This is a genomic window from Rahnella inusitata, from assembly GCF_965118895.1.
In the GTDB taxonomy this organism is placed as follows: Bacteria; Pseudomonadota; Gammaproteobacteria; order Enterobacterales; family Enterobacteriaceae; genus Rahnella; species Rahnella inusitata_A.
This window is the reverse complement of the sequence record NZ_CBCPJJ010000009.1, coordinates 1-20,008: the sequence shown is the minus strand read 5'-3', so window position 1 is coordinate 20,008 and position 20,008 is coordinate 1. Positions and strand designations below refer to the sequence as shown.

The following is a 20,008-nucleotide window of genomic DNA, read 5'->3' as shown; positions in this document are numbered from 1 at the left end:
TTTCGTTTTTCCCGCCTCTCATCCTTCCCTTCTCCAGAGGGGAAGGAGCATAAATCTTAGTCCCGATGATCTTTCCGATAATTTCGGGTCGCACCGACGGCCTGCGGGATTTTCTGCTTGTGCGCAGGCGCCTTTTTGGCGGTTGGCGTCAGCGGGAAGGTGCGCTTACGGGCGATGATCAGCGTCATACAGCCCAGGGCGGGCAAATGCATGCTCAGCAGCTTTCCACCGTTCTTTTTCCACGGCAGCACATGAAAACGCCGGTGAACCATCACTTCGTAATTCAATAATGAAAGCCAGTCGAGCAGACGCATCTGGGTAAAAAGGCGGCTGGTGTAGGGCTGACGTTTGCGAAAAAATGGCATCAGCTTGCCCAGCCCCAGCAGGCTTAGCGGATTAAAGTTGCTCAGCACTATCCAGCCGTCATCGATAAGTACCCTGTCGACTTCACGCAGAATGCGGTGGGGGTCTTCGGCATAAGCCAGCGTATGGCTGAGCAGGCAGGCATCGACGGATTTCGCGGCGAAGGGTAAATAATAGGGATCGCCCCTGACATGCAGCCCCTCGCCCTGCGAGGCAAAATTCACCTGATGCGATATAGGACAGGCTTCGGCGTTGAGTTCGGCACTTAATGCGCCGATTTTTAGCAGGTGAAAACCGTAGAGTTTCCCCCACCAGGGTTGCAGTTGTTGCTCAAGCGCGGCACGGTAGTAGTCGCCGCACGGGATTTCATCCCATGAAGCCGGAGCAACAATGTTCTTACGGGCGCGGGCGGGTCGCATATTTTATTATCTTCTTTCAAGCAGTTGCCAAAGAGAGGTTGCCATGAATCTTATCAGCATTCCTGCGTTGCAGGACAATTACATTTGGTTGCTCGATGACCAGCACGGGCATTGTTTGATTGTCGATCCGGGCGAAGCCGCGCCGGTATTAGCCGCACTAAAATCGAACAATTTAACCCCGACGGCCATCCTGCTGACCCATCATCATCATGACCATGTTGATGGCGTAAACGAGATTTGCAGCCATTTCCCTGCTCTGAAAGTGTACGGACCTCACGAAACGGAGAACAAATTTCGTCAGATTAGTCTTAAAGATGGCGAAAAAGTGGAAATCGGCGGTCTCAAATGGCAGATCTTTGCTACGCCAGGACACACATCAGGTCACATTTCATACTATAGCGCGCCTTATCTGTTCTGTGGAGACACGATGTTTTCCGCCGGATGCGGTCGTTTGTTCGAAGGGACGCCCGAGCAAATGTACCAGTCGTTTCAACGGTTAGCTGCACTGCCTGATGAAACTTTAATCTGTGCTGCTCATGAATATACTCTCTCAAACCTTAAGTTTGCACGGTCCGTTTTACCGGCCGATGATGATATTTATTCTCATGAGCACAAAGTGCAACAAATGCGTGAAAAGGGACAATCTTCCCTGCCTTCAACCCTCGGTCTGGAGCGTAAAATTAACCTATTTTTACGTTGCGATGATATTGATTTACAAAACAAATTAAACCTTAACGATCCGTTAAAACCTACCTGGCATGTTTTCGCCCATTTAAGGGCTCTGAAAGATAGCTTCTGAACCCAAAGGTTGTGTTTTTGGCGTAAGCAAAGTATTATCGCTCGTCTTTTAAGCAACTATGACACACACATGAAGGCATATGCGATCCTAATAATCGCCTCCATGTTGCTCACGGGTTGCCAGGCGTCCAGGCAGGGCGCGCAAGAACCCGAGCAATATGCGCAGAGTTTGTCTTCAGCAAGTCAAAGTGAAGAAGCAAGACAGTTCACAGGTGATGGCCGAGCGGCCTCTGGGGGATGGTTGAATGGAAACGACGCAGCCTCTCAGCAAAATTTGTGGAACTTCATTGGCGACGAGCTGAAGATGAAGGTTCCGGATAACCCCCGGATCCGCGAGCAAAGAGTTAAATATTTAAAGCATAAGAGCTATCTCCACGATGTAACATTACGGGCAGAGCCGTACATGTACTGGATCACCGAGCAGATTAAGAAACGTAATATGCCGATGGAACTGGTACTGCTACCCATAGTGGAGAGCGCTTTTGACCCCAAAGCAACTTCGTCAGCTAACGCTGCCGGGTTGTGGCAGATTGTGCCGCAGACGGGTCGGAACTATGGTTTGAAACAAAACCAGTGGTATGACGGACGCCGCGATGTTGTGGCTTCGACAACTGCTGCGCTTGATATGCTACAACGCCTGAACAAAATGTTTGGCGGTGACTGGTTACTGACCGTTGCTGCGTATAACAGTGGTGAAGGTCGCGTAATGCAAGCGGTTAAAGCGAACAAAGCAAAGGGACTACCGACTGATTTTTGGTCACTGTCGCTTCCTCGTGAAACGACGATTTACATCCCTAAGATGCTGGCGCTTAGCGATTTGTTAAAAAATAACAAGAAGTATGGAATTCGTTTGCCGAAACCGAGTGAAGACCGCGCACTGGCGCGTGTTGAAATCGGACAGCAGATGCAATTGACACAAGCGGCGGAAATGGCAGGCATGTCCCTGACCAAGCTGAAGTCGTTTAACACTGGCTACAAGAAAAATGTAACCGCGCCGAATGGCCCGCATTACATTGTTCTGCCGAAGGCGCATGCCGACCAGTTAAAAGATTCTCTGGCTGATGGCGATATCGCCGCAGTGCAGAAAACCCAACTGGCCAGCAACACTCCGTCAGGTGCAAAACAGTACAAAGTTCGCCCCGGCGACAGATTGTCCAGTATTGCAGCCCGGCTGAATGTGAAGACCCGTGATCTACAGCGTTGGAACAATTTGCGCTCAGCAGGCGCGTTAAAAGTTGGGCAAACACTGCAGGTGGCGGATAACAGCGTCAGTAATACCAGTGCGAACGGTGGCAGCATCACGTATCAGGTACGTAAGGGCGATTCGTTGTCGAGCATTGCCAGGCGTCACGGCGTCAACATCAAAGATGTGATGCGCTGGAACGCGACAGCGGACAACCTCCAGCCGGGCAAAAAGCTAACGCTGTTTGTTAGCAACAAAATGAGCCCGGAGACCTGACAGGTTCCGACCATAAAAAAGCACCCTGAACATTCCGGGTGCTTTTTTTTATGCTTTTTTTTTGCAGGATGCTGTTACTTAACTTACGGAGTACCGGCCAGAAACTCCACCCGCAGCGGATTATGGTCTGAGGCGCGGGTTTCCATTACCGAGGCGTTGGTGACGCTTAAGTCGCGATAGAAGATGAAATCCAGCGGCCTGCCGAAGGCGCGTTTACGGTAATCGGCAGGGAAACGCACTTCCTCCAGATGAATATTCCCCGCAAAGCCGAACAGCGCGTTAATACGCTGCTTGCTCCAGGCGTTGAAATCTCCCGCCATGATCACCGGCCCTCTATGGTTTGCGATCTGTTCGCCAATCGGCTCGAGCTGCTTGCTGTAAACGTCGATACCCAGACTGAAATTCACCGCGTGAATGTTCACAACCATCAGTAAACGGCCGTCTAAGAGCGGGTACACTGTGACGAGTGCCGATTTAGCAAGCCTCAGAAGCGGCTCACGCTCACGCAGCGGACAGCAGTAGACCGGATGTGCAGCGGACAGCGTCATCACGCCAGAGGGGTGCTGAGGCAGCATGAACGCGGGTACCTGATCGGCAGCCAGATAATTGGACGTGGCGTAGCGGATCAGTTCCGGCGTAGTTTGTGCCTCCTGAAGTAACACCAGTTGGGCATCTTTGCCGAAATCCCGCAGTACTGACAGCCAGTCAGCACGTTGTTGTTTGAAGATATTCCACACCATGACGTGCAAAATATTCGAGTTGGGCAGCGCCGCGCCCGGCGGCAAATCCGGCCCCAAGTGTGCGAGGGCTCCCGGAAAGATTTGCTCAGCGGGCTGACCTGCGACATACCTCATTGCATATGTTTTTTTTCGCACGCTAATCGCCTGTTCACCCATTTTATTGATGCTATATGAGAGACGTTCTCTCAGCGAACGTTCAGTATACGCCCGCAAAAGCTCAGGCCAAATCTGTTTACACTGGTATACAACTTGTCCATATCTACAGGCTAGCATAGACCACGCCAATCCACGGCGTTTGGTGCGATCTCTTCGGCTTTTTGCACCATATAAACCTGTAATCCCGGCACGTTAGCGAAGGCGAAGATCATCGTCAGGGCTTTTACTGCACCGTGGCGGTTGCCAGTTTGCCTCCTCAGATATTGCCGAAGGCCACAATGAATTTCGATTCGATGGCAGCAATTATGAGCCTGTGATTAAATGATATAAATAGCCAAAGTATGAAATTATTTATGCTGGAGTAACAACAATGCGAGCCAGTTCTGAGGAGTTAATTACTTTCGTCACCGTGGTGGAAAGCGGCAGTTTCAGTCGTGCGGCAGAACAGCTGGGTCAGGATAACTCGGTGGTCAGCCGGACGCTGAAACGTCTTGAGCAAAAGCTCGGCATCACGCTGCTCAACCGCACCACGCGCCAGATCAGCCTGACCCACGAAGGCGAGCGGTATTTCGTCCGCGTACAAAAAATCCTGCATGATATGGCCGCCGCGGAAGATGATTTGCTGGAGAACCGCGACGATCCGCAGGGACTGTTACGCGTCGATGCCGCGACGCCGGTTATCCTGCACGTCATCACGCCGCTGGTGGCTGAATTTATTGAACGTTTCCCGAAGATGTCGCTGGCGCTGTTTTCTTCAGAGAGCAACATCAATCTGATCGACCACAAAGTGGATGTAGCGATCCGCGTCGGCGAGCTCGAGGATTCGAGCCTGCGGGCACGCAAACTGATGCTGAGCTACCGTAGCGTACTCGCCTCTCCCGCTTACATTAAAAAGTGGGGAACGCCACAGAGCGTTGATGAGTTGCTAAAGCACCGTTGTCTGGGCTTTAACGAAGTGATTGCGCTGAACAAATGGCCGCTGCTGTGCGCCGACGGCCAGCAGTTGACCATTACGCCGTTTATCAGCTCCGGCAGCGGCGAGACACTGCGCAGGCTGTGTCTGGAGGGTAACGGTATCGCTTGTTTATCGGATTTTATGACCGACGATGATGTTAAGCGTGGGGATCTGGTAAAAATGCTGGTGCCGGAGGTTATGCGGATCGCGATGCCGCTGCATGCGGTGTATTACAGTGACCAGGCGGTAAGTACCCGTATCCGGTGTTTTATTGATTTTCTGAGCGAAAAGCTCGCTAAAGCTGATAAGTAATCGAACTTGATTAGGAACGTTTCGGTTTCTCGATAGCAGTGATTGCCTTATCTTTCGGGGGATTTTTGAACGCGCGCAGCGAGCTTCCATACTCTCGCTCCACTGAGCGCTCAAAGCGCCATCACAAATTGCGCCCAGACGCGCTGAGTCTGCAAATTTAGCAATCCTGATCCCGCGTCAAACCGGTATTCCTCCGGTGCCCCCGCTCCTCCTGGGACGGCAACTGCGGTCATCACCGCCTCATCTGCCCCGCACCATAAGCGGCTGTCGGAATCCGGCTGCGAGGTAAAGAGCCCGGCGGCGGGGTCGAGCTGGATCCGGTCCATCTGCCAGACGCTGCCACCCTGCTGTTTCAGCCACGCCTCACGCAGGCACCACAACTGCCAGAATGCCGTCTGCGGATTCGCCTGCCCGAGAAGCCATTGAAATTCAGTGTTACTGAACGCGGTCAGTGCAATATCCAGATAGCGCGGACGCGGGCGCATTTGCTCGACATCACAACCAGTTTCCCCTGCGGTGCAAAGCACCAGTTGCAGGCAATTTTTACTGTGGCTGAGGGAGAAATAAGGAAGAGAAGGTTCGACAAAAGAAGGTTTGCCCTGCGGCGAAATCTGTATCGCAGGTAGCATTTCGCAACCGGTGAAAGTAAACATCGCTTCGGCCAGCAACGCTCTGCCCGCAAGCCATTGCTGGCGGCGGGCGGCGTTCATGCTATCACTTTGAACAATAAGATCATCAGGCAACCGTGACAGCGAAAAGCGGTCATCCAGCGAGGCGGTAACCAGACGCGCGGCAGTCATCCGTTACGGCCAGCGGCGGAAAACCAGCGACGTGTTAATACCGCCGAAGGCAAAGTTATTCGACTGAATAAACTCAGTCTGAATATGTCGCGATTCGCTCATGATGTAATCGAGTTCGCCGCACAGCGGATCCGGCTGCGTCAGGTTGATTGTCGGCACAAACCGGTCTTCACGCATCATTTCCAGCGACATCCAGGCTTCCAGCGCGCCACAGGCACCGAGCGTATGGCCGAAGTAACTTTTCAGCGATGAGATTGGCGTTCTGTCGCCAAACACCGCTGCTGTCGCCTGACTTTCGGCGATATCACCGCGATCGGTTGCCGTGCCGTGTGCACTGATGTAACCGATCTCAGCCGCCGGAATACCGGCATTTTTCAGCGATTTTTCGATGCAAATTTGCATCGTCGATTGCTGTGGCTGCGTAATATGTGCCGCGTCGCAGTTAGTGGCAAACCCGACGATTTCAGCATAAATCGTCGCACCGCGCGCCTGTGCGTGTTCAAGAGATTCGAGGATCAGCGAGCCTGCGCCTTCACCAATCACCAGCCCATCACGCTGTGCATCAAACGGACGGGGTGAACGTTCAGGATGATCGTTCTGCTGGCTGGTGGCGAATAAGGTATCAAATACAGCCGCTTCTGAGGGACACAGCTCTTCTGCGCCGCCTGCTACCATCACGGTCTGATAACCGTGTTTGATGGCTTCATAGGCGTAGCCGATGGCCTGGCTCCCCGAAGTGCAGGCGCTGGAGGTCGGGATCACCCGCCCTTTCAGGCCGAAGAACAAACCGGCGTTAACCGCCGTGGTGTGCGGCATCATCTGCACGTAGGTTGTGCCGGTGATGTTATTGGTGTGCTTTTCCGTCAGCATGGTCGCGAATTCGCTGACCGGGCCGGTGCTGCCGGTAGACGATCCAAACGCAATGCCGGTTTCGCCGTCGGTCAGGATCGGGTCATCGAGTAAACCGGCCTGTTCCAGCGCCAGTTCGACCGCACGGGTGGAAAGCAGCGAAACGCGCCCCATCGAGCGGATGCGTTTTCGCGTGTAGTGCGCAGGCACCACAAAATCATCGACTGGCGCACCGAGATGCGTATTCAGCCCCTGATAAACCAGCCATTCATCCATATGGCGAACAGCATTGCGCCCCTCTAGCAGGCGCGCACTGACGTCGGCCCAGTGGTTGCCAAACGCCGTAATCCCTTTCATCCCGGTGACCACCACGCGATGCGTCATACCATGCCTCCGTTGATGGATATCACCTGACGGGTAACGTAACCGGCGATGTCCGACATCAGATAGCTGGCCAGCCCCGCAACTTCATCGGCGCTGCCCATACGTTTAAGCGGGATCATCCCCATGGCGGCGTCGAGCGCCGGTTTTTCCATGTCGAGCATACCGGTATCAATCAGCCCAGGTGCAATGCAGTTGACGGTTATTTTGCGTTTCGCCAGCTCCAGCGACAGCGCTTTGCAGGCACCGATAATGCCGGCTTTGGCCGCGCTGTAATTAACCTGCCCGCGGTTGCCGGTGATACCAGAAACCGAGGAAAGCGCGATAATACGACCGCCCTGGCGCAGACCGATCATCGGCATTACGCAGGGATGTAAAACGTTGTAGAAGCTGTCGAGATTAGTGTGGATCACGCCGTCCCAGTCTTCGTCAGTCAGCGCCGGAAATGCCGCATCACGGGTGATGCCCGCATTATTGACCACGCCGTAATACGCGCCGTGAGCCTCAATATCCGCCTCAATCACTTCACGACACTGCGCGCGCTGACTGATATCAAACTGCACAATGCGCCCGTGACCGCCGGACTCAGTGATCTGCTGCAAGGTACTTTCTGCACCTGTTTTATCGCTGTGGTAGTGAATCGCTACCAAAAAACCGTCTTTCGCCAGCTGAATGGCAATGGCTTTGCCGATCCCTTTACTGGCGCCGGTGACTAATACTGAACGCGTCATTCCTGCATCCCCTGAGTTAATTTTATTATTTCATCCTTGTCTGGCTGATACGTATTCAGCCGTCCTTTGGCAACCTGGAGGTTGTCTTGTTCGCCCTTAATACTGATAACACCTTCAAAGCTCGCGATTTTTTCATCACGTAATACCATGGATACGTCGATCACTAATTCACTGCCTGCCGCAAATTCGGGCACAGTGCATTTCAGACCCCGCCCGCCGAGCAGCATGCCTAACTGCGGCGATTCGCCGGAGTGCGCACCATGCCAGCCGCTCCATACGCCAATCGTCTGTGCAATCAGTTCAAGAGCGTACCAGGCAGGCAGCGCGCCCTGCGCATTGAGAAACGGCGCCAGCACGCTGTCTTTCGAAACGTTCACGCTGCACCGCGCGGTTTCAGTGGTGACTTCAATCACGGTTTCCAGCAGCACCATCGGCGCGGCATGAGGTAAGAATTGCGCAGCATGTTGAGTGCTCATGACGGCCTTCCGATCAGAATGCTGGCATTGTTCCCACCAAAGGCGAAGGAGTTGGACAGGATAACCGGTTTGACGAGTGACTCTCCGGCTTCTGCCAGCCAGATGTCCGGCAGGCTGGCGTCACGCGGCGTCAGCGCGAAATCCTGATGCGGCAGACTTAGATTCTGCGTAATGATAAGCCAGCTCAGCGCCGCCTCAGTCGCGCCCGCCGCTCCCAGCGTGTGGCCGGTAAGGTGTTTAGTCGAACTGCACGGCGTACGACCACCGAACAAACGATGGATAACGGCGGCCTCTACCTGATCGTTAAGCGGCGTCGCGGTGCCGTGCGCGTTGATATAACCCACGTCATTCGCATTCAACCCGGCCATGTTTAGCGCCATGTTGATAGCGCGTTCAGCCCCCAGCCCTTCCGGGTGCGGCGCAGACATGTGCCACGCATCGGAGGATTCGCCCACACCCAGCAGCGCCACGTCAGCCGGTTCCCCGGTCAGCAGGATAAGCGCAGCGGCTTCGCCAATATTAATGCCGTCGCGGTTTTGCCCGAACGGCGTACATTGCCCGTGCGACAAAGATTCGAGACTATTAAAGCCGTTTAACGGCATCCGGCACAGGCTGTCTGCCCCCCCGACGATAGCCGCATCCACCAGCCCGGATTCGATCAGCCGCTTTCCGCTGATGATCGCCCGCGCGCTGGACGAGCACGCAGTGGAAAGTGTGTAAGCCGGCCCGCTCAGATCCAAAAATTCAGCCATAAACTGCGAAGGATCGCCAAGTTCCTGTTGGGAATAATCGTAACCCAGTGGGAATTCACCGTGCTGGTGTAAATAGCGCACGGCCTCTTCGCCCTCGGCAATTCCAGACGTACTGGTCCCCATGATCACCGCAACGCGATCTTTGCCGTATTGGGCGATCGCCGCGTGGATCTGTGTTTCTATCTGCGCCAGCGCGGCCAGTAAAAGCTGATTGTTGCGGCTGCGGTGCGACAGGAGACCGGTCGGGATCGCAGGCAAATCGGCGGTGACCGCGCCGAGCCAGACGGGACGGTTTTCCGTCAGCCAGCCTTCCTGCAAAGTCATACCCGGCGCACTGCCCGTCGTAAGACTTTGTGCAATCTGCGCAACGTCATTGCCCAGCGCATTCACCATGCCCACGGCCGAAAAGTAAATCATGTTAGTCACCGACATTCTGGATGGTTATCTGGTAGTGAAAAGCCTGCTGGGCGATCGACACCGGCTGACGCGTATTGCCCTTCGGCAGGTAGTCGATGCGGGTGATCGTATTGCCGTGGTTATCTAATAACGTGCGGCGCAGCGGCTCATCTTTCAGTTGCCAGCCTGACGGCAACAGCGGCTGCCAGCTTTCTGCCGGCCAGTAGCTGAACATAATATCGGCCAGAACCTGATTTGCCGGAGGCAAACCGTCGATCTTTATCGCCTGTTCGGTGTGGATCCCCTGTTGATCGTAGACCAATTTGAACAGGCGGATCCCAAGCGGAGAGAGACCCGCCAGCTGCAATGATTTTCCATCGGCGTTAAGCAGAACCAGCAACGACTGTTGTTTGCCCTTCACGGTGGCGGTCAGCAACTGCTGTTGACTCACCGGTGTTGCCAGCTGCGGCGACGGTAATTTCACCTGTATGCCGGGTTTCAGCCAGGCTTGTGGCAGCGTTTGTGCAGGAGGTGGAGTCGCGCAGCCGCTGAGGGTAAGTATCAGAAAAGCCAGTGCCGGGAAAGTGAATCGGGTCATTTTTGGCGTCCTCTTTTTTTAACCGGCAGGGTCAGCGGGGAGAGCAGAAAGGCGGTTAGAATGCCAAAACTCAGCACTATGCCGAAACTGCTGATCGCCAGCGTGGCGCTGAAGACCAGCATCCCGAAGGTCAGCAATGTGGTCACGACAGCCATAAAAATCGCAAACATCGATGTGGTCGGCGTCCCGCGCGGATTGGTGAAGAACAGCGTGTAGTTGATGCCAATCCCCAGCACCAGAATCAGCGCCAGCAACGAAAATAAATTAAGACTGTGGCCGCTGTAGCCCAGCGCCGCGATACCCATGGCCAGCGAAAGGACGGTTGGTACCAGACAAATCAACCCGTGCGGCAGGCGAAAGCGCCAGAGATAAATCGCGGCAATCACCGCCACTGCCAGACCGAGTAGCCAGGTCAGATATACGCGGTACTGGGAAAAGAGGCTGCTGAATTCGGTTTTGCGGTCGATCCAACCAGTACCCGTTTCCGACGCTGCCAGGGCGCCCATTGCGGCGCTGTCTTGTACACCATTCACCGGGATTAATGTGGCGCTGCGGCCGTCCGGCAGGGTAAGCCATAACAGGCGCCAGCCCTGACTGACGACGCTGTTAATCCACGCCTGGGAATCCACGGTTTGCGGGCTGAGATCGGGAGTCGGTACACGGACGCCCGCCTGTTGTAACTCGGTCACAACCTGTGGCGCGCGCTGCGTGAGCAGTGTTAAATCGCGCTTCTGTTGCGCCTGCGACGGCAGTCCGATCATCCGGTAGCCGTCGATCACGCCATCGGCTTTGGCCTTCGCCAGTTTCGGCCTTAAAGCTTCGAGACGTTGCAGCGTTTGCTCCGCGTTATCGCCGTACACTACCAGCCATTTCTGATCGTTTGTCTGGCCGGTCAGCGCGGCAATCTGTTGTTCCTGCTGCTGTAACGCGGCGGGCAGGGATTGCAAATCGGCAATATCATCATTGATTTTGAGTTGTGCAATGCCGCCTGCCGCGAGCGCGAGAATGGCTACCGGCAGACCGATGCGCACCGCGTTGCGGCTACGCCACGCAAGAAGCCAGCGGAAGATCAGCGCCAGCCCTGGCGTCGGGCCGACTGGCAGACGTTTCGATAAATAGGGATACCAGCACATCACGGTAATGCAGGCGGCGCTTAGCCCGGCAGCGGCGAATACCGCCAGCTGTTGCAGGCCGGGGAATGGCGCAATCAGCAGCATCAGATAAGCGGCCACCGTGGTCAACAGCGCCATCGATAACGCCGGAAACAGCTTTTTCAGACTTTCCAGCGGCGTAGTGTTTTCACCGTGGACGCGCCGCTCAGTGAGGAAGTACAGCGTGTAGTCGGCAGAAATTCCTACGATGCTGGTACTGAGCACCAGCGTCATCACGTGGATTTCGCCAAACACCCCCAGCGTAAAGACCGTGCCTGCGAGCGCGCCAGTCGCGATGGAAAGCAGACTGAGCAGCATCGGCAGAATTGAGCGGAACATCAGTAAGATCAGCAGGAAGACACCGACAACCGACGCTATACCGAGGGTGGAAAGATCGTGTTCAGCCTGCTGGCTGGCGTAGTTGCTGTAAAAAATCGTGCCGCGCGCCAGCACTTGCGCGCCCGGCCAGCGGGCTTCAAAAGCTTGCTTCACCGCATTCAGGCTGGCGACGGTTTTCTTGCCGGTAGTGATGTCATACGACGAGGCTTTCAGTTCGCCATGCAGCAAATACCAGCTGCGTCCCTGTTTGTCGCGGGCCATCAGCCAGCCTTGATCGAGCGTCATGCCGCCGCTGTTTTGCTGCTGTGCCATTTGCGAGGCGCGAACCAGCAATAACGGATCGTTGGTCAGCTCTTTCCCGCTGACACCGGCAAACGCGGAATATACCTGACCGAGGATCCACTGGCTTTGCGCTTGCGCGCCCGTCGTTAAGCGCTGGCGGGTGGCATCGTCGAGCAACGCGTTGCGGTGCTGATAGAAGAATTTGCCCCATTCCTGCTGGTGCTGCGCGTCCATCGGCCCTTCCACCTGACTCAGTTCAGACAGTGCCCGCAGTTGTTTCAGCCAGTCGTTGAGGGGGGCGACGCCCGCGTTCGGTGGCGGGCTGACCAGCCACATCAGCTGGCGATCGAGACGCTGAGTAAAGCCATCAGATATGGCCTGGGGAATATTTTCTCCCTGCTGCTGAGGTAAAAGCGCCAGCACGCTGCTGTTGATCTGGCTGCGTGGCAATAGCCAGAATAACGCCGCCACCAGCAGCGCAATAATCAGCAGCCAGCCTTGTGCCGCGCGGCGATGAAGATCAGGACGCAAAATGGCGTTTCTCTTCATCGGTCAGCGTGGCTGGCGTAGTTTTCTGATTGAAGAAGCGGATGTGCGTCGCGTCGCCCTGCATATCGTTGATATCAATCTCGTTCAGGAAATTTTCGCCATGTAGCTGGATGCTGCGGAACAGACGGTTCAGCGGCGAGACTTTCGGAGTGAGAATCAGCGTCCATGCGCCCTTTCCAAGGTCAGTAAACCCGAGCGTGAAATTTTGCTCCAGCACGCGACGGTCTGCATGAAAAAGGGCACTGAGCAGCGAGTTGAACTGGAACATCTGCGGATTGGTGTCCGCCGTGATGACCTGCGGATCCTGACCGGCCATGATTTGCACCATGCGACTCTCGGTCAATAATAAGGTCAGGCTGAAAGGTTTATCCTGCTGCCACCACAACCCTTGCTGCTGGGCGATGACCAGGTTTCCGCTGGACTTCAGCGGTTGCGCCATCCCGCTGATCGTCCGCTGCTGGGCAAATTCGGCGCGCAAAACCGGCACCTGGCTGAAACGCTGTTGTAAATCCTCCAGCGTGACCGCCTGAGCCGTGACGCTGAAAATCGTTAGCAGAATGAGCAAAAGCGATTTCACAGGCTGACTCCCGTTTTATCGAACAAAACCTGCGGCGAGACGAAACACATCTCTTTAGTTTGCGCATCCACCGCCACCTGCAGGGTGTAGCCGGTTGTCGTGCGTTTGCCCGTTTCGATATCAAAGATCTGATAACCGATCCGCAAACGGTTTTCGATCTCCTCCAGCTGCGCGCGGACTTCTATGCGTTGTTCAAATAACAGCGGCGCGATGTATTTCAGGCGCGTGTCGACAATTGGCCAGACGTAGCCTGACGCCTGCATCTGGCGATAGCCATAATCGAACTGTTTAAGCAGCTGTTCGCGGGCAATTTCCAGATAACGGAAATAATTACCGTGCCAGACCACGCCCATGGCATCGGCGTCATGAAACGGCACGGTGATTTCAACGCGGGTGGAAAAACGCGGCTGGTTAAAACGGGGATCCAGTTTGGACGTCATATCAGTCAGGTTTCCTCTCTGAGGCGTCATCCGCGGGATGCTGCCAGAAATCATAAAAATTGAACCAGTCATGAGGCGCAAGCAGGCTGTAATGCTCCAGACGAGCGGCGTAGCGATCGACGGCCTCCTGTAAGGCGGGCAGACGCTGGTCGCGCGGCAGGATCAGCGGATCGGCAAAAGACTCACAATAAATGTGCAGACGCTGCTGCTGCATGATGCCAAACATCAGCATGACCGGCGCACGCAGCGCGGCGGCCAGAATAAACGGCCCTTGCGCAAAGGCGGCGGGCTTACCAAGAAAATCACTCCAGATGACACGGGCATGTTCACCGCGCTGGTGCGAACTGGCAGAGGTACGGTCGCCGACGATCGCCACCCATTCTCCGGCATCGAGCTTTTCCTGCAAAAGGATGGCGGTATCCGGCCCCATCCTGCTGACCTGAATCAGATTCACCACCGCCTGCGGGTTGATTTCTTTCATCACCTGATTAAAACGTTCGGCATTATCGGTGAAAACCAGCGCATTAACGGTTATCTGATGATTAAGTGCGCCTATGGCGCGGCAGGATTCGATATCGCCCAGATGAGAGGCCAGGATCAGTGTGCCGCGACCGGAGGCAATATGCGCCTCGCATATTTCAGGATGCACCAGCACCGCATCGGTCAGGGTATTATCGCCCTGCCAGCTCGCCAGTTTACTCAGCATCGAGTCACCGAATCGCATGAAATGCCGGAAAGTGCTGAGCGGATAAGGCAGCGGGATATCGCGCTGTGCAGCTGTTTCACGTATGCGGTCGAGATAGCGGGCCGAAGCCGTGCGCTGAGTGCGGCCGGTCAGCCAGAAGTAGCCGATCACCGGGTAAAGCAATACGCGGAAAGCGCGGTAGCCAAGCAGGCGATAAACTTTAAGCATCAGGCGGATGCCCCACAATCCCTGACGTTCCGGCGTCGCAGACCAATGTTCGTTGATCTGCGAACTTTGCCGCTGGCGCAGTAAAAACGGAATGCGCGGCAACATGCCAAAAAACAACCGGGTGTGCATCCAGGAGATCTTAATGTTGTCTTTCACCGCATCGAAATGCGAGACGCCATCGACGGGATAAGTTACCCGTGTCGGCAGGAAGCGGCTGCGTGTTCCCTGCCAGTAAAGGCGAACCATAATTTCCGTATCAAAATCCATCCGCAGCCCCAGACGGTGTTTCGCCATCAGCGCCAGACATGGCCTCAGAGGGTAAACACGAAACCCGCACATGCTGTCTCTGAGCGAGAAAGACAGGGTTTCCACCCACACCCAGAAATGGGTGATGTAACGACCGTACAGCCGCGATTTCGGCACGCTGTCATCATATACCGGCAGGCCGGAGATCAGACATTCAGGATGGTGACGGGCTTCCGCCAACATCGCGGGCACGTCTGAAAGCTGATGCTGACCGTCCGCATCGACCTGAATGGCATGCGTAAAACCTTTCTCCGCCGCCAGCTGTAGTGCTGCCATCACCGCCCCGCCCTTGCCCTGATTCGACGGCAACCGCGTCAGGCTCATCCCGGGTGTCATTGCGGACAGACGTTGCAGTTCATCGGCGGTCGCCGTATCACTGCCGTCATCCACCACCAGACAAGGCAAATCGAAAGGCCGGAGACGTTCCAGCACATCCGCCATCATGACACCGTGGTTGTAACAGGGAATAATCAGGCAGGGAGAAAACTCATCTTGCTGATTCATGGACATAGAATAATTTTCCCGCTGCTGGCGACCGCATCGCCGAGGCTGTAACGGAAAACCAGACGATGTTTTTCTTTCAACCAGTCGATTTGCACATTAACGATTTCACCGGGCAGTAATGGACGCTGAAATTTCACTACCTCCATACCGTAAAATACCTTATCCAGCCCGAGAAGCGCGCTGGCGTAATCCATCACCCAGTTGACCTGCGTGACGCCCGGCAAAATCGGCGAAGACGGAAAATGGCCACGGAACCAGAATAAATCGGCGGAGAGCTGCAGTTCAAGGCTCAGGCTGGTGTCGCTGATTTTTTGCTGGCTCAGTACTTCAGGCATCATCATAAAAACATTTCCTGTAATTCAGCCGCAGCGCGTTTGCCTTGTTGGTTAACAGGGATAGCTGGAACAATGCGCCAGTAACGTGGGATTGAAACCGGTGAAAGCCATGTGCGCAGCGTCTGGCGCAGTTGGCCGATAAAGGGGTTGTGCCCCAATTCGCGCCGCTGCTCTTCACCGGCTGCGCTCAGAACCAGCACGGCAGCAACGCAGACCCGGCCCTGCTTTTCGAGCGTCAATGTGAAAGCTTCGGACACAAAAACCAGTCCACACAACCGCTGTTCAATCTCATTTAACGAAATCCGTTGTTCAGCGATCTTCACTACCCGATCTTTACGGCCAAGCAGATTGAATTGTCTCTGATCTGGCAGGATTTCAACCTCATCGCTGAGAATTATGCCGCCTGCTTGCGGGATCAGCGGAGACACCAGGGTCAGAGAGCCGTCAGCGCGGTGGCTAAAATGTATATCGTCGAATAGCGTCCAGGGAGCATCCGGCAGACGGTGCGCAATGACCCCCGTCTCGGTGGTGCCATAGATTTCTACGGGAACACAATCGCAGGTGGATTTAGCTAATACCGCGGCGTCGCGCGTCAGCGGTCCACCTGCCGAAAAGATTTGCCGCAACTTTGCTGTTGCCAGTGAGGGATCCAGCCGCGTGAGAAATGCCGGGCTGCTGGTAAGCACTATTGAACGGGCAAGCGCAAGAGTCTGCAATTGCTCGTGGTACTCAATACTTCTCGCACAGAACGGAACCCCCAGAGACAGTGGCAACATAAAAGCGAACGTCAGACCATACATGTGGTGCGGGGCAACGGTGGCGGCAAAATACGCGCCGTCGAGATCTTCGCCCCAGAGTGCGGCGAGCCACTGACTTTCGCGTTCCAGACTGGCCACCGGTTTTATAATTTTTTGCGGTTTACCGGTCGATCCCGACGTAAATAAAATCAGCGATGCGTTGCATGGCCATTCGGGCAAAGGAGAAAGAAAAGTTGCTGTCTCACCGGGATAGGTGAGCGTAGGGCAATCCAGCTCAAGCGGAAGGTCGGTGATCAGCGCATCGAATTCATCCCGCTTTTCAGCCAGCACGGCCTGGCGAAAATGGCCGGGCAACACCGGCGTTTTACGACTGTAGAGAAGCGCCAGCAGCGTAACGGCAAATGCATAGTTATCTTCCAGACACACTGCCCAGCGCAACGACGGTAAGGCGTGTAGTTTCGTGATCAGCGACAAGACATCACGACGGAATTCGTTCTGACGCCATTCCCGGCTTTCGCTCCAGGCGACCAGATGATCATCAGCTCTTTGCGCACTTAGCCATTGGCTCATTGGAATGGTCATAACCGCTGCAGACGCTTTCTGACTGTCCATTCAATACCCATTAATAAGCCAATTAGCAGATAACTGATCCCGCCGTTATAAAGCGCCCAAAGATCCACATCGCCGTTAAGGCAGCTATATAAAGCCAGAGAACCATTTAACACAAAGAAGATGCACCAGACTTGCGTGACGCGTCGGGTATACCTCACCCCTGCGGGCGGTAAATCCGGTTCACTGAGACGGGCAAGACGTTCCACAATTGATTGCCTTGCCCGTAATGAACTAGAAAATAAAATGAACAGCAATAAATTTACCGCGACCGGGTAATACAACAACAGGGAGGTTTCGCGTAACAAAACGCTGATAGCCACCAGAGCAATGCCCGCTATTGCGATCGCTTTACCAAAAAAAGTCAGCTGGCTGAGCTTTCCGCGAAAAGTCAGCAAACGTAGAATAAAAACGCTACCAAGCAGCGGAGCAAGAATCCCCATCCCCCAGGTTTTCAATCCGCACCAAACGGCTATCGGATAGGCAACTATCGCCAGGATGGTTATCCACCGGATAATCGAGGCGACAGAGTCCCGGACCTTAGACACGTAAGTTACTCAGCGGGCGTGTTAAGTAATTCATCAATGGCATCCACGACGTCCTGAACGGTGCGCACTGACTTAAACATTTCTGGCTTAATCTTTCTGCCGGTGGTTTTTTGCAAATGAACAACCAAATCCACAGCATCAATGCTGTCTAATTCCAGATCTTCATATAATTTAGCATCTGGTTTGATATCACTTTCGTCCACTTCAAACAGCTTGATTAATAACTCGCTAATTTGCTGGTAAATTTCTTGCTTCTGCATAGGACTCTCTTTAACCACGCTGCACTGATATAAACCGGGCGAGGCTTTCTACAGAATAAAAATGCTGCCGCATTTCCTGGCTTTCTGCCGAAAGGGTCACGCCGTATTGCTTTTTAAAAGCCAAACCTAATTCAAGAGCATCAATAGAATCGAGTCCCAAACCATCACCGAAAAGCGGCGCCTCTGTCTCTATCTCATCCGGCGTCATTCCCTCCAGATTGAGGGTTGTAATGATCAGTTCTTTTATCTCGTGACTTAATGAATCCATGGCTTATTTCTCGTTATCTTGAATATTACAGCCCATCAGCTCTGTGCGTAAATGCTCTGTCAGGCGTCTGGCGGCTAAGGCCGGTGAAAGGTCATGGTCATCCAAAAAATCCATTGCTTTCACTTTATCGGCAATCGTAATGACAAATTGAGGTTTAACGGGCGGTATTTCATACCACTTCCCATGCTTAGTCAGCATCGGCGGATGGCAGGAGATATGCACAATCCGCACATCGCTCCCCGCTCGTACCGCTATGTTCGCGGCCCCACGTTGCAGAGTCATCGGCTGGCCGGGCAAAGAGCGCGTTCCCTCGGGGAATATTAATAACGTTCCCCCCGCCAGCAAACGTGCCTCGCACGCCAGTAACAAAGCATCCGAACCTGCATTCACCAGATACCCCGCCGCTTTAATAACGCCGCGCAGAAAAGGGTTCTGCAATAAAGCCTGCTTCACAATGCAGTCACAGCGTGGCATACGCGACGCAAGGATCACATAGTCGAGAAGGCTTGGGTGGTTTGCAACGACCAGACAACCGGCATCCTGCTCAAACTTATCATCGCCGATAAACCGGTAATCCATCACCCCAAACATCCGTAATCCGCCAAGGAAAAAACGGAAACTGTTACGAATACTGTTCAATGTCATACGGTGCAACCTCTCCGGCTGACGGACGATCAGCCGCAACAGGTTAAACCATATGATTGAAAGCAACAGCCCGCCAATTCCGAAAAGCGCGAAAAAGAAGCCTGTCGCGGCCCATCGCCACATCCTGTTCGCAAGGGAAGAAACTTCGCAGGGCAATACAGAGACGTTTCTCACAAAGTACGCACCCAGTGCCAGCGGCGACGTTTATCCGCATTGACGTTAAAGTTAGGAGACGATGTAAGGTAACCCCGCAGGAATTGCAAGCTCTGAGGAAGGGTAACCACATGAATATCACCCGGAGAGAGTACGTTGCTACATTGCAATGTATCACCCGCGGTTAATATTATTCCTACAGCATAAGGTAAAAACTCAGAATTCACCGATTTGTCATACATCGGCGGTATTTCACCTTCAAAGTCAATCAGCATTACCCGGCGAGCACCGCCAGCAAGCATCGATTGTGCTTCGAGTAAACCCTGCTGAAAACTGTCGTCACCTGCCGCCAGTGAGGTGACTGGCAGCGGATCCTTACTAATAATCGTCAGCCAGCCGGCAGCTGTATTATGTACCGACATCGAGAACTCTGTTGGAGAAGTCGATTGTTCATCGGCCAAAACATGCAGGATTCGTCCTGTACGTTCGAGCTCACCGTGACGGCTGGTAAAAATGGCAGCATCAATATTATGCGAGGCGAGTAATGAGAGCCCTGTATTCACAGCCAGTCGGCTACCGATACTCATACGCCGCGCAGACATCATCGGGATGTGGGACGTTTTCGGAAATTCCCCGGAAAACATATTGATATCAGGCTGATTAGCCCACTGGATCCAGTTTTCGCAACTGTCGATTCCCGGAGCGAGAGCCCGCCAGTCAAGTATATCCAGTGAAAATTTCATGATGAGTTATCTTTATGAATTTGCCGAGCTACGACTTTATGATATTTGATTGAGCGTTGCATCTGCAATCTATCGGCCAGTCATAGCGGATCGAAAATTTCTTTAACGTGTTTTAACGTTGTATATATTATGACTGAATATTAGATTTTAAAAAACTGGATCATGACGATATATAGCGCGAACTACCTTTAATAATTAACCAGACCAATCATAAATAATAGCGAATAATAATTATTCTGAAATAGAAAATAATCATTAAGCATTCAATTTGGCTTAATTATTTCGCAATCAGATTAGTAGTAGTCTGCAATCAGGTCAGTTTTGAACAGATATTACTCAAAATAATGCGTGAGAATTGAAACAAAGAGGTAATGCACATCTTAAATCACGAAAAACAAATGCAAAAAACCCTGAATCTTTCGATTCAGGGTCTGTGCAATTAG

At 53.7% G+C, this 20,008-nt stretch carries 22 protein-coding genes and 1 pseudogene; 3 read left to right on the top strand and 20 right to left on the bottom strand.

The features are described from left to right. Positions 1 to 56: 56 nt before the first annotated feature. Complete coding sequence (locus ACMHLI_RS08175) at positions 57 to 782, bottom strand: class I SAM-dependent methyltransferase (RefSeq protein WP_413529044.1); 726 nt, start codon at positions 780 to 782, stop codon at positions 57 to 59. Positions 783 to 825: 43 nt separating this feature from the next. Here ACMHLI_RS08175 and gloB point away from each other — a divergent pair, with 43 nt between their 5' ends. Together gloB and mltD are read left to right on the top strand one after the other, a co-directional pair. Then, complete coding sequence (gloB, locus tag ACMHLI_RS08170) at positions 826 to 1,581, top strand: hydroxyacylglutathione hydrolase (protein ID WP_413529043.1); 756 nt, start codon at positions 826 to 828, stop codon at positions 1,579 to 1,581. Positions 1,582 to 1,650: 69 nt separating this feature from the next. Next, entirely contained in the window at positions 1,651 to 3,039 is a 1,389-nt protein-coding gene (gene mltD, locus ACMHLI_RS08165; RefSeq protein WP_413529042.1) for a murein transglycosylase D, read from the top strand. An 83-nt stretch (positions 3,040 to 3,122) separates the two neighbouring features. Here mltD and ACMHLI_RS08160 read toward each other — a convergent pair whose 3' ends face one another. Both ACMHLI_RS08160 and ACMHLI_RS08155 read right to left on the bottom strand, forming a co-directional pair. Continuing rightward, positions 3,123 to 3,914, bottom strand: a complete 792-nt coding sequence (locus ACMHLI_RS08160; protein ID WP_413529041.1) for an endonuclease/exonuclease/phosphatase family protein — start codon at positions 3,912 to 3,914, stop codon at positions 3,123 to 3,125. Positions 3,915 to 4,063: 149 nt separating this feature from the next. Beyond that, a pseudogene (locus tag ACMHLI_RS08155) lies at positions 4,064 to 4,144 on the bottom strand (MFS transporter); the annotation flags it as partial. A gap of 161 nt (positions 4,145 to 4,305) precedes the next feature. Here ACMHLI_RS08155 and yafC point away from each other — a divergent pair. Further along, positions 4,306 to 5,202, top strand: a complete 897-nt coding sequence (gene yafC / locus ACMHLI_RS08150) for a DNA-binding transcriptional regulator YafC (protein WP_413529040.1) — start codon at positions 4,306 to 4,308, stop codon at positions 5,200 to 5,202. Between the two features lie 110 nt (positions 5,203 to 5,312). Here yafC and ACMHLI_RS08145 read toward each other — a convergent pair whose 3' ends face one another. From ACMHLI_RS08145 to ACMHLI_RS08065, 17 genes are all read right to left on the bottom strand, one after another. After that, complete coding sequence (locus ACMHLI_RS08145) at positions 5,313 to 6,002, bottom strand: 4'-phosphopantetheinyl transferase superfamily protein (protein ID WP_413529039.1); 690 nt, start codon at positions 6,000 to 6,002, stop codon at positions 5,313 to 5,315. A gap of 3 nt (positions 6,003 to 6,005) precedes the next feature. Next, positions 6,006 to 7,235: a beta-ketoacyl-ACP synthase gene (locus ACMHLI_RS08140; RefSeq protein WP_413529038.1), complete on the bottom strand. Its 1,230-nt coding sequence runs from the start codon at positions 7,233 to 7,235 to the stop codon at positions 6,006 to 6,008. Then, positions 7,232 to 7,963: a 3-ketoacyl-ACP reductase FabG2 gene (locus ACMHLI_RS08135; protein ID WP_413529037.1), complete on the bottom strand. Its 732-nt coding sequence runs from the start codon at positions 7,961 to 7,963 to the stop codon at positions 7,232 to 7,234. Before ACMHLI_RS08135 ends, ACMHLI_RS08140 begins: the two co-directional genes overlap by 4 nt. Beyond that, complete coding sequence (locus ACMHLI_RS08130) at positions 7,960 to 8,439, bottom strand: 3-hydroxy-fatty acyl-ACP dehydratase (protein WP_413529036.1); 480 nt, start codon at positions 8,437 to 8,439, stop codon at positions 7,960 to 7,962. Before ACMHLI_RS08130 ends, ACMHLI_RS08135 begins: the two co-directional genes overlap by 4 nt. Then, positions 8,436 to 9,608 carry a beta-ketoacyl-[acyl-carrier-protein] synthase family protein gene (locus ACMHLI_RS08125; RefSeq protein WP_413529035.1) on the bottom strand — a complete coding sequence of 391 codons (1,173 nt, stop codon included), beginning with the start codon at positions 9,606 to 9,608 and terminating at the stop codon, positions 8,436 to 8,438. Before ACMHLI_RS08125 ends, ACMHLI_RS08130 begins: the two co-directional genes overlap by 4 nt. A gap of 1 nt (position 9,609) precedes the next feature. Further along, positions 9,610 to 10,185 (bottom strand): DUF3261 domain-containing protein, encoded by a 576-nt coding sequence (locus tag ACMHLI_RS08120; RefSeq protein WP_413529034.1) that lies wholly within the window; start codon positions 10,183 to 10,185, stop codon positions 9,610 to 9,612. Further along, a complete protein-coding gene (locus tag ACMHLI_RS08115; protein ID WP_413529033.1) occupies positions 10,182 to 12,488 on the bottom strand; it encodes an MMPL family transporter in 2,307 nt (768 codons plus the stop codon). Before ACMHLI_RS08115 ends, ACMHLI_RS08120 begins: the two co-directional genes overlap by 4 nt. Next, the gene (locus tag ACMHLI_RS08110; RefSeq protein WP_413529032.1) at positions 12,478 to 13,083 is read right to left on the bottom strand and encodes a LolA family protein; all 606 of its coding nucleotides are present in this window, start codon (positions 13,081 to 13,083) and stop codon (positions 12,478 to 12,480) included. Before ACMHLI_RS08110 ends, ACMHLI_RS08115 begins: the two co-directional genes overlap by 11 nt. After that, a complete protein-coding gene (locus ACMHLI_RS08105; RefSeq protein WP_413529031.1) occupies positions 13,080 to 13,523 on the bottom strand; it encodes an acyl-CoA thioesterase in 444 nt (147 codons plus the stop codon). The genes ACMHLI_RS08110 and ACMHLI_RS08105 overlap by 4 nt, the downstream gene beginning before the upstream one ends. Before the next feature lies 1 nt (position 13,524). Beyond that, the gene (locus tag ACMHLI_RS08100; RefSeq protein ID WP_413529510.1) at positions 13,525 to 15,246 is read right to left on the bottom strand and encodes a glycosyltransferase family 2 protein; all 1,722 of its coding nucleotides are present in this window, start codon (positions 15,244 to 15,246) and stop codon (positions 13,525 to 13,527) included. Then, the gene (locus ACMHLI_RS08095) at positions 15,243 to 15,587 is read right to left on the bottom strand and encodes a 3-hydroxyacyl-ACP dehydratase FabZ family protein (protein ID WP_413529030.1); all 345 of its coding nucleotides are present in this window, start codon (positions 15,585 to 15,587) and stop codon (positions 15,243 to 15,245) included. Before ACMHLI_RS08095 ends, ACMHLI_RS08100 begins: the two co-directional genes overlap by 4 nt. Beyond that, positions 15,584 to 16,951 carry an AMP-binding protein gene (locus tag ACMHLI_RS08090; RefSeq protein ID WP_413529029.1) on the bottom strand — a complete coding sequence of 456 codons (1,368 nt, stop codon included), beginning with the start codon at positions 16,949 to 16,951 and terminating at the stop codon, positions 15,584 to 15,586. The genes ACMHLI_RS08095 and ACMHLI_RS08090 overlap by 4 nt, the downstream gene beginning before the upstream one ends. Next, entirely contained in the window at positions 16,918 to 17,406 is a 489-nt protein-coding gene (locus tag ACMHLI_RS08085) for a hypothetical protein (protein WP_413529028.1), read from the bottom strand. The genes ACMHLI_RS08090 and ACMHLI_RS08085 overlap by 34 nt, the downstream gene beginning before the upstream one ends. Positions 17,407 to 17,501: 95 nt before the next feature. After that, positions 17,502 to 17,756: an acyl carrier protein gene (locus ACMHLI_RS08080; protein ID WP_112169111.1), complete on the bottom strand. Its 255-nt coding sequence runs from the start codon at positions 17,754 to 17,756 to the stop codon at positions 17,502 to 17,504. Positions 17,757 to 17,766: 10 nt separating this feature from the next. Further along, positions 17,767 to 18,024 (bottom strand): phosphopantetheine-binding protein, encoded by a 258-nt coding sequence (locus ACMHLI_RS08075; RefSeq protein ID WP_112169109.1) that lies wholly within the window; start codon positions 18,022 to 18,024, stop codon positions 17,767 to 17,769. Positions 18,025 to 18,027: 3 nt separating this feature from the next. Next, on the bottom strand, positions 18,028 to 18,792 hold the full coding sequence (locus tag ACMHLI_RS08070; RefSeq protein ID WP_413529027.1) for a lysophospholipid acyltransferase family protein: 765 nt from the start codon (positions 18,790 to 18,792) through the stop codon (positions 18,028 to 18,030). A 47-nt stretch (positions 18,793 to 18,839) separates the two neighbouring features. Then, positions 18,840 to 19,565 carry a beta-ketoacyl synthase chain length factor gene (locus ACMHLI_RS08065; protein ID WP_413529026.1) on the bottom strand — a complete coding sequence of 242 codons (726 nt, stop codon included), beginning with the start codon at positions 19,563 to 19,565 and terminating at the stop codon, positions 18,840 to 18,842. Between the last annotated feature and the right edge of the window lie 443 nt (positions 19,566 to 20,008).

What these genes read in the sequence shown, in the direction of transcription:
- ACMHLI_RS08145 (WP_413529039.1), bottom strand. Translation starts at nt 6,002, where the DNA reads ATGACTGCCGCGCGTCTGGTTACCGCCTCGCTGGATGACCGCTTTTCG.
- ACMHLI_RS08120 (WP_413529034.1), bottom strand. Translation starts at nt 10,185, where the DNA reads ATGACCCGATTCACTTTCCCGGCACTGGCTTTTCTGATACTTACCCTC.
- ACMHLI_RS08135 (WP_413529037.1), bottom strand. Translation starts at nt 7,963, where the DNA reads ATGACGCGTTCAGTATTAGTCACCGGCGCCAGTAAAGGGATCGGCAAA.
- ACMHLI_RS08075 (WP_112169109.1), bottom strand. Translation starts at nt 18,024, where the DNA reads ATGGATTCATTAAGTCACGAGATAAAAGAACTGATCATTACAACCCTC.
- ACMHLI_RS08105 (WP_413529031.1), bottom strand. Translation starts at nt 13,523, where the DNA reads ATGACGTCCAAACTGGATCCCCGTTTTAACCAGCCGCGTTTTTCCACC.
- mltD (WP_413529042.1), top strand. Translation starts at nt 1,651, where the DNA reads ATGAAGGCATATGCGATCCTAATAATCGCCTCCATGTTGCTCACGGGT.
- ACMHLI_RS08130 (WP_413529036.1), bottom strand. Translation starts at nt 8,439, where the DNA reads ATGAGCACTCAACATGCTGCGCAATTCTTACCTCATGCCGCGCCGATG.
- ACMHLI_RS08100 (WP_413529510.1), bottom strand. Translation starts at nt 15,246, where the DNA reads ATGAATCAGCAAGATGAGTTTTCTCCCTGCCTGATTATTCCCTGTTAC.
- ACMHLI_RS08080 (WP_112169111.1), bottom strand. Translation starts at nt 17,756, where the DNA reads ATGCAGAAGCAAGAAATTTACCAGCAAATTAGCGAGTTATTAATCAAG.
- yafC (WP_413529040.1), top strand. Translation starts at nt 4,306, where the DNA reads ATGCGAGCCAGTTCTGAGGAGTTAATTACTTTCGTCACCGTGGTGGAA.
- ACMHLI_RS08065 (WP_413529026.1), bottom strand. Translation starts at nt 19,565, where the DNA reads ATGAAATTTTCACTGGATATACTTGACTGGCGGGCTCTCGCTCCGGGA.
- ACMHLI_RS08095 (WP_413529030.1), bottom strand. Translation starts at nt 15,587, where the DNA reads ATGATGATGCCTGAAGTACTGAGCCAGCAAAAAATCAGCGACACCAGC.
- ACMHLI_RS08140 (WP_413529038.1), bottom strand. Translation starts at nt 7,235, where the DNA reads ATGACGCATCGCGTGGTGGTCACCGGGATGAAAGGGATTACGGCGTTT.
- ACMHLI_RS08125 (WP_413529035.1), bottom strand. Translation starts at nt 9,608, where the DNA reads ATGATTTACTTTTCGGCCGTGGGCATGGTGAATGCGCTGGGCAATGAC.
- gloB (WP_413529043.1), top strand. Translation starts at nt 826, where the DNA reads ATGAATCTTATCAGCATTCCTGCGTTGCAGGACAATTACATTTGGTTG.
- ACMHLI_RS08070 (WP_413529027.1), bottom strand. Translation starts at nt 18,792, where the DNA reads ATGTGGCGATGGGCCGCGACAGGCTTCTTTTTCGCGCTTTTCGGAATT.
- ACMHLI_RS08090 (WP_413529029.1), bottom strand. Translation starts at nt 16,951, where the DNA reads ATGGACAGTCAGAAAGCGTCTGCAGCGGTTATGACCATTCCAATGAGC.
- ACMHLI_RS08175 (WP_413529044.1), bottom strand. Translation starts at nt 782, where the DNA reads ATGCGACCCGCCCGCGCCCGTAAGAACATTGTTGCTCCGGCTTCATGG.